The sequence below is a fragment of the Vibrio breoganii genome, assembly GCF_001677275.1.
Lineage (GTDB): Bacteria > Pseudomonadota > Gammaproteobacteria > Enterobacterales > Vibrionaceae > Vibrio > Vibrio breoganii.
Genome location: NZ_CP016177.1, coordinates 124,871 through 136,649 on the forward strand (window position 1 = coordinate 124,871; position 11,779 = coordinate 136,649).

An 11,779-nucleotide genomic window follows, 5' to 3' on the forward strand; every position below is an offset into this window, starting at 1 on the left:
GAAAGGACATGATGATTGATTGCTTTCAGTCTTGCTCAGGAAGAGTTTAGGGAATGGTATCGCCTTTGGCGACGTAGGGTTAACAACGGATGGTTTGTTTTTCTCAGGTCGAGAGCCCAGATAGGAAGGCTGAGGATTAGCCGCGCAAATGGAAGCTTGCTAGGGATAACAAAAATCATCAGGATGATGAAAAACAAAATTTTGGCATGGAAAGCGTCAAAAACAAATGGAATTTTGAGAGCGATAGGGAAACCTATCGCTTTTTTATTGCCTGAAATTTGCGAATAACAGGCTTAAAGACGCTTGATATGGAATATTGCCGTATACGCATACAAAAAAAACAGCGGAATTGCGGATTTTTTCTACACTCTTTCCCCATATTTTGATAAGTTGCGCCTCCTAAGCTAAATAGGCGATTTGAATGTTAGATTGTCCACTTTGTCATCATAGTGAATCAAAGTTTTATTGGGAAGATAAGCGCAGACAGTACCATCAATGTCAGCGTTGCGAACTGGTGTTCGTTGACCCCAATCAAAGGCTGGATTCAAGCCAAGAAAAGGCTCACTATGATCTACATGAAAATGACCCAACTGACGTGGGTTATCGTAAGTTCTTATCGAGAGTTCAGGTTCCACTTGCCGAAAGAATCGGTAGCCACAAGCAAGGGTTAGACTTTGGCTGTGGTCCCGGTCCTACATTATCTTTGATGATGCAAGAGGCGGGGCACGATGTAGACTTGTACGATCTCTACTACTATCCAGATACCAAGGTATTAAACAAGCGCTATGACTTTATCACTGCGACAGAGGTAATAGAGCACCTCTATCAGCCTGATGTAGTCTGGGCACAGTGGATGAGCATGTTGAAGCCAGGCGGCTGGCTAGGTTTGATGACTAAGATGGTTCGTGATGTAGAGGCCTTTTCCACATGGCACTACAAGAATGACCACACGCATGTAGTATTTTTTAGCAGAAGCACATTTGAGTTTTTAGCTGCGCGAGATGAGCTAGAACTAGAATTTATTGAAAACGACGTAATTTTATTGAGGAAGTCGAGTAATGAGTCGACATAAGAAATCGAGAAAAGCAGGTTCAACAGGTGATGTAGACCTAATCGTAACTCGTAACCGCTCTGAGGCGGACGTAGAGGGACGCACACGCAAGAAACTAAAGAAGCGTAAAGGTCAGAAAGCTGGCGCACGCCACTCGGTTGCTACTGAATCAAAAGAGAACGCAGGTCGCGGTCAACGTGATCCACGCATTGGTTCGAAGAAAAAGATCCCACTTATCATAGAGGCCGCTCCTAAGCCAACTAAGCAGCAACGCAAGTACACTGCAGAGCAAGAGCTAGAAGCACTAGAAAATGATGCACAGTTGAATGTATTGCTAGATCGCATTGAAAATGGCGAATCTCTAGGTGTCGGCCTTCAGTCATACGTTGATCAGAAATTGGATCGCGTAGAAGTGCTAATGAAGCAACTAGGTCTACTTGAGCCAGAGGAAGAAGAGCCGGAAGAGGTTGTTGTTCCAAGCAAAGCGAATAATAGTAAGAAAGCAAAAACGGAAGATGAGCTTCTTGCCTCATTTGAAGACCTAGATCTAAGCGATTTCAAGGACTAAGAATCAATGGATATGGCTGTGCTGGCTTCGATTGGAGTTATCATCATCCTCGGGTTGGGTGGTTACGCTGCATATTTGCTTAATAGACTTAAAAAGCAGAAGCAGCTTATTACACAACATCAGGCGTTAGCCATTGCAAAGCGCAATGCCAAGATCTTCGAAAGTGTCGATACCTTATGCCTTGCAGGCATTCAAGGGCAATGTGATCTTTCGGAGCTGAGCATTCGTCTGTGCAACATTCTGGACTATGTTCAGGGTGAGCAACGCATTGATGTGAAGACACGCTACCCAGCGTTGAGCGAGCTATTTGAAGTGGTTAATGACATGGCTCGAGGCGAAGATCGCCAGCAATTGGCGAAACAAGAGCGCATGAAACAGAACCTGGCTCGTCATAAGGCTGAAACTCGTCTGAGTGATACTATTATTGAAGAGTTGAAAGATCTTAAGGGTCAAGTGGCCCCATTGAACGACCAAATCTCCATTCAAATGCGATAGCACTCGCCATAGGCGTGATCCTGCTAGCAAATATCAACAATTCTGCCTGATATTTGCTAGCTATAAAACGAGTCACCTTAGTGGCTGTGGCAAAATAGCTCCCCTTATCAGCAGTACTTAGGATATTAATATGTCTAGCCGACAAATTATCTGGGATCAGAGTGTATTGGATAAATACAACTACTCTGGGCCTCGTTACACTTCTTACCCAACGGCTGTGGAATTCCACGAGGCGTTCACCGTTGCTGAGCTAGACATTGCGTACATGCAATATCCTGAGCGTCCGCTATCTCTCTATATCCACATTCCGTTTTGCCATAAGCTTTGCTACTACTGTGGTTGTAATAAGGTCATCACTCGTCATCAGCATAAAGCGGACGACTACTTAGATGTCTTAGAATTTGAGATTCGTCAGCGTGCGGCACTGCTGAAAGAGCGTAAGGTAAACCAGTTGCACTTTGGTGGAGGCACACCCACCTTCTTAACCAAGGCGCAAATTAGCCGTTTGATGGCGGTGATTTACGAAGAGTTTGCGTTTAACGCTGATGCTGAAATCAGTATTGAGGTAGACCCGCGTGAGATTGAGCTGGATATGCTTGATCACTTGCGTGAAAAGGGCTTTAACCGACTGAGTATTGGTGTTCAAGACTTCAATAAAGAAGTACAGCGCGTAGTAAACCGTGAACAAGATGAAGCGTTCATTTTTGCTATGGTTGAACGAGCTAAAACGCTGGGCTTTCGCTCTACCAATCTAGACCTAATTTATGGCTTACCCTTGCAAACGGCGGACTCGTTTGCTGAAACTATGCGTCAGGTGCTGAGTATGCGTCCAGGACGCCTATCAGTGTTTAATTACGCGCACATGCCTCAGCTGTTTGCAGCGCAGCGTAAGATCAAAGACGAAGACCTACCCATTGCCTCTGAGCGTATGTCTATTCTGCAGCAAACCATTGAAACCCTGACGACCGAAGGGTATCAGTTTATCGGTATGGACCACTTTGCACTTCCAGAAGATGAACTTGCAGTGGCACAGCGAAACGGCGAGCTACATCGAAACTTCCAAGGCTATACCACGCAAGGTGATTGCGACCTTATCGGCTTTGGTGTCTCTGCCATTTCTATGGTGGGTGATACGTATGCGCAAAACCAGAAAGAGCTTAAGCTATACTACGGTCAGATAGAGTCTGAGCGTCATGCACTGTGGAAGGGCGTGGCTCTGGATAAAGACGACCTAACCCGCCGTGAGGTGATCAAGCAGCTTATCTGTAACTTTACTTTGAATAAGCGCGATATCGAACAGCAGTTCGGATTAAGCTTTGATCAGTACTTCGCTGAAGATTTGCAGCTACTACAAACCTTCATTGATGATGAATTGGTTGAGGTCTCAGATTCTGAGATTAAGGTAAGCCTTCGTGGTCGCTTGCTGATTCGAAACATCTGTATGTGTTTTGATAAATACTTCCGAGCTAAGGCTCGCCAGCAGCAGTTTTCTCGCGTTATTTAGAGCAGAAAGCCACCTTAACCAAGGTGGCTTTTTTCTTATTGGGTGTCCAGCAACAGCCAATCAATTGAATTCAATTAATCGCTGAGGCTTAACTCTTTCAATTTACGAGTTAATGTATTGCGTCCCCACCCTAATACTTTTGCAGCGTCCTGTTTGTGGCCATTGGTGTGATTCAGCGCCACCTTCAATAAAATACGCTCAAATTCAGGAAGGGCATAAGAGAGGAGCTCCGTTTCTCCAGAAGCGAGTGCGGTTCTAGCCCACTTCTCTAGCAGTTCTTGCCAGTCTGAGCTATCTGTACTGGTAGAAAGACTACGCTCCTCTACAAGCTCTTGAGGAAGGTCTGACGGTAGTATTTCACTACCACTTGCCATTACCGTTAACCAGCGACAGGTGTTCTCTAGCTGTCTAACGTTGCCCGGCCAGCTAAGTCGAGTAAGGATATCTACCGCTTCCTTGGACAGGGTTTTCACTTCAACACTCAGCTCTTCTGCAGCTAAATCTAGGAAGTGTTGTGCGAGCTTTTCGATATCTTGTTTACGCTCCCTTAAAGAAGGGATGTGTACGCGAATAACGTTTAAGCGGTGGAAGAGATCTTCACGAAAGTCCCCCTCTTTAACGAGAGATTCTAGGTTTTGGTGAGTAGCCGCAATGATCCTTACGTCTACCTTGATGGCAGAGTGCCCGCCGACACGATAGAACTGTCCGTCGGCAAGTACGCGCAATAATCGCGTTTGGATATCCAGTGGCATATCACCAATTTCATCCAAAAATAGCGTGCCACCATTGGCCTGTTCGAATCGACCTTGGCGAACGCTGTTTGCGCCAGTAAATGCCCCTTTCTCATGTCCGAAAAGCTCTGACTCGATAAGGTCTTTTGGAATCGCAGCCATATTGAGGGCAATAAAAGGATTTTTGCTACGAGGACTGTGTTTATGCAAAGCGTGGGCGACCAATTCCTTACCCGTACCTGATTCGCCATTAATTAACACAGAGATAGAGGAGCGGGAGAGACGGCCGATAGCACGGAAGACCTCTTGCATCGCAGGTGCTTCGCCTATGATTTCAGGAGTGTCCGCTTTGCTGGAGGTTAACGCGTTGTGGCTTTGTTTTTGTTCTTGGCTATGAGTAATGGCGCGATCGGCAAGGGCAAGTGCTTCATCGATATCAAATGGCTTTGGCAGGTACTCAAAAGCCCCTTCTTGATACGCCTTAACGGCAGCGTCTAGGTCTGAGTGAGCCGTCATAATAATAACCGGCAATTCAGGCTCCGCTTTTTGGATCTGTTTAAGCAGGTCAAGGCCATCCATACCAGGCATACGAATATCTGAGATGATAACGTCTGGAACCTCTCGCTCTAGTGCTAAAAGTACGCTTTCAGCATCTGCGAAGGTTTCACACTTTATATTGGCGTTAGAGAGGGTCTTTTCTAGAACCCAGCGTATAGAACTGTCGTCATCAACGACCCACACATAGCCTTTACTCATTATTCTGCCTCCTAGCGCTTTTATTTTTTAATAATCTAAAATGGGTAGATAAACGGTGAACGTCGTTTTACCGGGCCAACTGTCTACTTCGATCTTGCCGTGATGCTGGTCTATAAGATTCTGCGATATTGATAGCCCAAGCCCAGTACCACCCTCTCGACCACTGACCATAGGGTAAAACAAGGTATCTACTAGCTCTGGGGGAATACCAGGACCGTTATCGACCACCTCTATTCTGGCGGCAAGCTTAACTCGCTTGCCATGGATATTGACTTGATGCTCAGTTCGAGTGGTTAGGGTGATTAGAGCATCATCTTGTTTTTGTAATATTTGAGCGGCATTGCTCACTATGTTGAGCAGTGCCTGCTCGATCTGCTCGCTGTCCATGGCAATATCCGGCAAGCTCGGATCATAATCTCGCTCAATGCGAACATTTTGACCTAACTCGAGCCCGACCAACTGACGCACCTTTTCTAAAATAAGGTGCACATTCTCTGGTTGCTTGGTGCCCGGTCTTTGTGGTCCAAGCAAGCGATCCACCAGGTTCCGTAACCTGTCAGCTTGCTCGATAATAATCTGGGTATATTCGCGCAATGACTCCGATGGCAGCATTTTTTCTAGTAGTTGCGCCGCGCCGCGAAGCCCACCAAGCGGGTTCTTAATTTCATGAGCCAGACTTCTCACCAGTAGCTTGGCTGCTTGCTGTTGAGCATGCTGATTGAGTTCTTGATTGAGTCTTCTTTGTTGATCCACCTGTCGCAATTCAACTAGAAGCATCACCTTTTTGTCCCACGAAATAGGGCTGATGGTGATCTCCAATAGCAATGGTCTGCCTTCTATAACAAAGGTGACGTCACTGTCTGTAATGCTCTGCCCTGAAATTAAGGGTTGTTCAAACACCGAAAAGTCGATGGAAGAGTGCTCCACCAATTCAGGTAACCGCTGATCGACACAACGATTCTTACTCTGTCCAAATAACTGTTCAGCCGCTGGGTTTAAGTAGCAAACCGTCAATGCTTCATCGATCAGCAAGGTCGCTGTAACAAGTTGTTCTAAGACGGTGTCAGCTAGTGGTTTACTCACGAAAAATCCTTTTTGGTGCACAGAGAAAATCTAAGTCTATTATTGCACAATATTGGTGCAATAAGTGCTGCAGTTCGAGGAAATTAGCTCTTCCCTAGATAATGCAAAAAGCTTGCCGTTTTTTGAGGTTGCTCTTAATTGGTGCTAATTAATTGAGTGCACGACAAATGGGGAATAAAAAAGGGCCTGCCAATGGCAGACCCTTTTAAAAAGCGCTTAATCTAAAGATTAAACAGAGTAGTAAAGGTCAAACTCAAGTGGGTGAGTTGTCATGTTGATCTTTTCTACGTCTTGAGATTTCAGGTCGATGTAAGAATCGATGAAGTCATCAGAGAATACGCCGCCAGCAGTTAGGAACTCACGGTCTGCATCTAGAGAAGCAAGCGCTTCTTGTAGTGAAGCTGCAACTGTTGGGATTTCAGCTGCTTCTTCTGCAGGTAGGTCGTATAGATCCTTGTCCATAGCTTCGCCTGGGTGGATCTTGTTCTTAATACCGTCAAGGCCAGCCATTAGCATTGCAGAGTATGCTAGGTACGGGTTAGCCGCTGGGTCACCAAAGCGTAGCTCGATACGGCGTGCTTTAGGACTTGGTACTACTGGGATACGGATAGAAGCAGAACGGTTACGTGCAGAGTATGCAAGCATAACTGGTGCTTCGAAACCTGGAACTAGACGCTTGTATGAGTTAGTCGCAGGGTTAGCAAATGCGTTGATTGCACGTGCGTGCTTGATTACGCCACCGATGTAGTAGATAGCTAGATCAGATAGGCCGCCGTACTTGTCACCAGCAAATAGGTTAACGCCATCTTTTGCTAGAGATTGGTGAACGTGCATACCAGAGCCGTTGTCACCAACCAGTGGTTTAGGCATGAAAGTTGCTGTTTTGCCGTAAGCGTGAGCTACGTTATGAACAACATACTTATAGATTTGAGTTTCATCAGCTTTAGCTGTTAGCGTGTTGAAGCGAGTAGCGATCTCGTTCTGACCCGCTGTAGCAACTTCGTGGTGATGCGCTTCAACTACTAGACCCATTTCTTCCATGATTAGACACATAGCAGAACGGATGTCTTGAGATGAATCAACAGGAGCTACTGGGAAGTAACCGCCTTTAACACCTGGACGGTGACCTTTGTTACCTTCTTCAAAATCAGAACCTGAGTTCCAAGATGCTTCTACGTCATCGATTTTGTAGAAAGAACCTGACATGTCAGTGTTGAACTTAACATCGTCAAATAGGAAGAATTCTGGTTCTGGACCGATTAGTACTGTATCTGCGATTCCTGTAGAACGCATGTACTCTTCAGAGCGCTTCGCGATAGAGCGAGGGTCGCGGTCGTAGCCTTGCATAGTAGTAGGCTCAAGAATGTCACAACGGATGTTCAGTGTTGAATCTTCTGTGAACGGGTCAAGTACCGCGCTTGCTGCGTCCGGCATCATAACCATGTCAGATTCATTGATACCCTTCCAACCAGCTACAGAAGAACCATCGAACATTTTGCCTTCTTCAAAGAAGTCTGCATCGACTTGGTGTGAAGGAAGAGAGATATGTTGCTCTTTACCTTTAGTATCGGTAAAGCGTAAGTCAACGAACTTAACTTCATTTTCTTGGATCAGCGATAGTACATTTTCTACTGACATGATTGGAAAACCTCCAGTGTTGGTAAACGTGATTGCTCGATTTTGGTGAGCATAAAATCCTAGGATTCAATCTACACTCTTTTTTACTCATCGAACAATTAATATTTTTCGACTGCTTTCCCTAATGCGAAAGGCGTGCCAACTTTTTAAAATCTATATTTATCAATGCTTTAATGGGTTGGTGGTTGCTTTTTAATATCTGTAATGCACCAAGATGATCCATGCCTGCACTATATTGGGGCGCAAAAATGTGAGCTTTGGGTGCAGTTGCTCAATATCAATGAAATATTCTCAGTTAAAAATAAGAAATGGATCACTTTCGCCCTAGATTGGTGCGATGAGAGATCGCCTCTAGAGGGTAAATAAGGAGACTAAAAGAGGGATGCCAGTGGAATTTACTAAGCTGGGGGCTAAATAGAGGTCAATAATTCATTAATAAGTAAGGTATAGATCACATCTTGTTGGGATTTTGGCTAAAATCTGATACATTACGGCAAATTTTTTTAATTCCTGTCATCGGCAAACCGCCGAGACGCTACTGAGTGAACTCTATTCATGTCTACTCCACAGATTGATAAGTTAAGAAACATCGCCATCATTGCGCACGTTGACCATGGTAAAACAACACTGGTTGATAAGCTGCTACAGCAATCGGGTACGCTTGAGTCTCGTGGTGAAGCTGAAGAGCGCGTAATGGACTCGAACGACATCGAGAAAGAACGTGGCATTACCATTCTTGCAAAAAATACTGCAATTAACTGGAATGATTACCGCATCAACATCGTAGATACCCCAGGACACGCCGATTTCGGTGGTGAAGTTGAGCGTATCATGTCTATGGTTGATTCTGTTTTGCTTATCGTAGATGCAGTTGACGGCCCTATGCCTCAAACTCGCTTCGTAACACAAAAAGCATTCGCACACGGCCTTAAGCCAATCGTTGTAATCAACAAGATTGACCGCCCTGGCGCTCGTCCTGATTGGGTTATGGACCAAGTTTTCGATTTATTCGACAACCTAGGCGCAACTGACGAGCAGCTAGACTTTACTGTTGTTTACGCTTCAGCGCTTAACGGTTGGGCAACAATGGAAGAAGGCGAAACTGGCGAGAACATGGAACCATTGTTCCAAGCTGTTGTTGATACAGTAGAATCTCCAAACGTTGACCTAGACGGTTCACTGCAAATGCAGGTTTCTCAGCTTGATTACAGCTCTTACGTTGGTGTTATCGGTGTATGTCGTGTAACTCGTGGTTCTGTTAAGCCTAACCAGCAAGTGACTATTGTTAACGCTGAAGGTAAAAAGCGTAACGGTAAAGTAGGCACGGTATTGGGTTACCTTGGTCTTGACCGTCACGAAGTTGAGCAAGCAAATGCAGGTGACATCATTGCAATCACAGGTCTTGGTGAGCTGAAGATTTCAGACACTATCTGTGACCAAAACAACGTAGAAGCGATGACTCCTCTATCTGTAGATGAGCCAACGGTTACTATGACTTTCCAAGTAAACACTTCTCCGTTCGCGGGTAAAGAAGGCAAGTTCGTTACTTCACGTAACATCCTTGAGCGTCTTGAGAAAGAATTGGTACACAACGTAGCATTGCGCGTTGAAGAAACTGACAACCCTGACCGTTTCCGTGTATCTGGTCGTGGTGAGCTTCACCTTTCGATCCTTATCGAAAACATGCGTCGTGAAGGTTTCGAGCTAGCAGTATCTCGTCCAGAAGTAATCCTTAAAGAAGAAGACGGTCAACTTCTAGAACCATACGAAACAGTAACCATCGATGTGCTTGAAGAGCACCAAGGTGGCATCATGGAAAATATCGGCCTACGTAAAGGTGAGCTAACAGATATGTCTCCAGATGGTAAAGGTCGTGTTCGCATGGACTTTATGATGCCTTCTCGTGGTCTTATCGGTTTCCAAACTGAATTCCTAACGTTGACGTCTGGTTCTGGCCTGATGTACCACTCGTTTGATCACTACGGCCCTCACAAAGGTGGCGTAATTGGTCAACGTAACAACGGTGTTCTTATCTCGAACGCAACGGGTAAAGCTCTGACATATGCTCTGTTTAACCTACAAGAGCGTGGTCGTCTGTTTGCACAGCACGCTGATGAAGTTTACGAAGGTCAGGTAATCGGTATTCATAACCGTGCAAACGACCTAACCGTTAACTGTCTTAAAGGTAAGCAGCTAACTAACGTACGTGCTTCTGGTACGGACGAAGCTCAGGTTCTTTCTCCACCGATCAAGCACACTCTAGAGCAAGCTCTTGAGTTCATTGACGAAGATGAACTAGTAGAAGTAACGCCTGAAAGCATTCGTATCCGTAAGAAGCTTCTTACTGAGAACGAGCGTAAGCGCGCAGCACGTCCAGCTAAGTAATCTAATCTCAGACTAGCTGTGCATTGAGTGCACAGCCGAGCTGAGTACAGCCCCGCAGAAGTCCCTTTATTGGCTCACTTCTTCGGGGCTGTTTTTTTTGCTAAACTGAAACTTCTTTCGTAACAGATTGAATTTTCAAACGACAAGTCATGATGACTTGTGAATAAGTCTCAACTTTCAATCCCTATTGGTATTACAGCAGGACGCAGTAAATGCTCAATCTTCCACGCTGGGTACATGTTTTATTACATTACTCCGGCTACCTCTACCAAAGAGCCAAGCACGATAGGCTACCTGTGAATGCAGGTTATATGGCTTACATCACTCTATTGTCTTTGGTCCCTTTAACCACGGTTACCTTAACCGCGTTGTCGCGTGTGCCTCTATTTGATGGTGTTGGGGATACGGTTCAGCAGTTCGTGTTTAGTAACTTTGTGCCCGCTGCGGGTGAGGCTATTCAGCACACTCTTAACGAATTTATTGCCAATACGGGTAAGATGACCTCGATAGGGTTAGTGTTCCTCTTCTTTGCTGCCTTGCTATTGATCTCGGCCATCGATAAAAACCTCAACTACATTTGGCGAGTGCGCAAAAAGCGCCGCACAGTGTATTCATTTTCTATGTATTGGATGGTGCTAACTCTCGGTCCTGTGCTAGTGGGCATGAGCTTGGTCTTTTCTTCTTACGTTGGCTCGCTGCGGGTTTGGAGCGAAGATACGGTGCATTTGGTGTATGGCCTGTTGCCTATCAGCTTTTCTTTCTTAGCCTTCTTTGGGCTATACCTGTTGGTGCCTAATATTAAGGTGCGCTTTAATCACGCCTTGGCGGGCGCGTTTGTTGCTGGCTGTTTGTTTGAGATCAGTAAGAAACTATTTGCCTACTACGTGTCTCAGTTCCCTTCATATCAGCTGATATATGGTGCCTTGGCGGCGGTCCCTCTGTTATTTATGTGGATTTATCTCTGCTGGATGATAGTGTTGATCGGTGCAGAAATCACAGCCAGCTTAGGTGAAGGTGAGGTGTGGCGGGTGAATGAGCCATTCAGCATCAAATGGTTTTTGTATTACCAAGATAAATTAATGAGAAAAAGGATTCGAAGTGATAGCTCTGATTCAGAGAGTGAGTGAGGCCGCAGTAAAGGTCGACGGTGAAGTGGTCGGAGAGATCGATAAAGGCTTATTAGTCCTGCTTGGCGTAGAAAGAGATGATGATGAAGCCAAAGCTAAACGCTTGATGGAGAGGGTAACCACCTATCGCGTGTTTGGTGATGATGAAGACAAAATGAATCTGAATGTGAAGCAAGTTGATGGTAGTGTGTTAGTGGTTTCCCAATTTACGCTACCTGCCGATACTAAGAAAGGGACTCGTGCAGGTTTCTCACGCGGTGCGGCACCTGCGGATGCAGAGCGCTTGTATGAGTACTTCTCTGACCGATGCGCGGAAGTGCTTCCCACTGAGCGCGGTCGCTTTGCTGCAGATATGAAGGTCTCACTGGTCAACGATGGTCCTGTTACCTTCTGGCTCCAAGTCTAGGGCTGCTGTTCTATAACTAATTGATTCAAATGGAT

At 45.5% G+C, this 11,779-nt stretch carries 10 protein-coding genes; 7 read left to right on the forward strand and 3 right to left on the reverse strand.

The annotated features are described in order from the left end of the window. Positions 1-421 precede the first annotated feature (421 nt). The 4 genes from A6E01_RS00630 (at position 422) to hemN (ending at position 3,618) form a co-directional block, all read left to right on the forward strand. Positions 422-1,072, forward strand: coding sequence for a methyltransferase domain-containing protein (locus tag A6E01_RS00630; protein ID WP_017029345.1), 651 nt, complete (start codon positions 422-424; stop codon positions 1,070-1,072). Then, the gene (gene yihI, locus A6E01_RS00635) at positions 1,059-1,619 is read left to right on the forward strand and encodes a Der GTPase-activating protein YihI (protein WP_017033016.1); all 561 of its coding nucleotides are present in this window, start codon (positions 1,059-1,061) and stop codon (positions 1,617-1,619) included. Before A6E01_RS00630 ends, yihI begins: the two co-directional genes overlap by 14 nt. A gap of 6 nt (positions 1,620-1,625) precedes the next feature. After that, complete coding sequence (locus A6E01_RS00640; protein ID WP_017029347.1) at positions 1,626-2,114, forward strand: DUF2489 domain-containing protein; 489 nt, start codon at positions 1,626-1,628, stop codon at positions 2,112-2,114. 130 nt (positions 2,115-2,244) lie between these two features. Beyond that, the gene (hemN, locus tag A6E01_RS00645) at positions 2,245-3,618 is read left to right on the forward strand and encodes an oxygen-independent coproporphyrinogen III oxidase (RefSeq protein ID WP_065209358.1); all 1,374 of its coding nucleotides are present in this window, start codon (positions 2,245-2,247) and stop codon (positions 3,616-3,618) included. A 74-nt stretch (positions 3,619-3,692) separates the two neighbouring features. Here the strand turns inward: hemN and glnG are convergent, their stop codons facing one another. The 3 genes from glnG to glnA form a co-directional block, all read right to left on the reverse strand. Beyond that, entirely contained in the window at positions 3,693-5,105 is a 1,413-nt protein-coding gene (gene glnG, locus A6E01_RS00650; protein WP_017033014.1) for a nitrogen regulation protein NR(I), read from the reverse strand. Positions 5,106-5,132: 27 nt separating this feature from the next. Beyond that, positions 5,133-6,188 (reverse strand): nitrogen regulation protein NR(II), encoded by a 1,056-nt coding sequence (gene glnL / locus A6E01_RS00655; protein ID WP_017029350.1) that lies wholly within the window; start codon positions 6,186-6,188, stop codon positions 5,133-5,135. Between the two features lie 228 nt (positions 6,189-6,416). Further along, positions 6,417-7,826: a glutamate--ammonia ligase gene (gene glnA, locus A6E01_RS00660; RefSeq protein ID WP_017033012.1), complete on the reverse strand. Its 1,410-nt coding sequence runs from the start codon at positions 7,824-7,826 to the stop codon at positions 6,417-6,419. A gap of 555 nt (positions 7,827-8,381) precedes the next feature. On the opposite strand from glnA, the gene typA reads away from it, so the two are divergent. The 3 genes from typA (at position 8,382) to dtd (ending at position 11,744) form a co-directional block, all read left to right on the forward strand. Then, complete coding sequence (gene typA, locus A6E01_RS00665) at positions 8,382-10,211, forward strand: translational GTPase TypA (protein ID WP_065209359.1); 1,830 nt, start codon at positions 8,382-8,384, stop codon at positions 10,209-10,211. 212 nt (positions 10,212-10,423) lie between these two features. Then, positions 10,424-11,338: a virulence factor BrkB family protein gene (locus tag A6E01_RS00670; protein ID WP_017033011.1), complete on the forward strand. Its 915-nt coding sequence runs from the start codon at positions 10,424-10,426 to the stop codon at positions 11,336-11,338. Further along, a complete protein-coding gene (dtd, locus tag A6E01_RS00675) occupies positions 11,310-11,744 on the forward strand; it encodes a D-aminoacyl-tRNA deacylase (protein WP_026012654.1) in 435 nt (144 codons plus the stop codon). The genes A6E01_RS00670 and dtd overlap by 29 nt, the downstream gene beginning before the upstream one ends. The last annotated feature ends 35 nt before the right edge of the window (positions 11,745-11,779 follow it).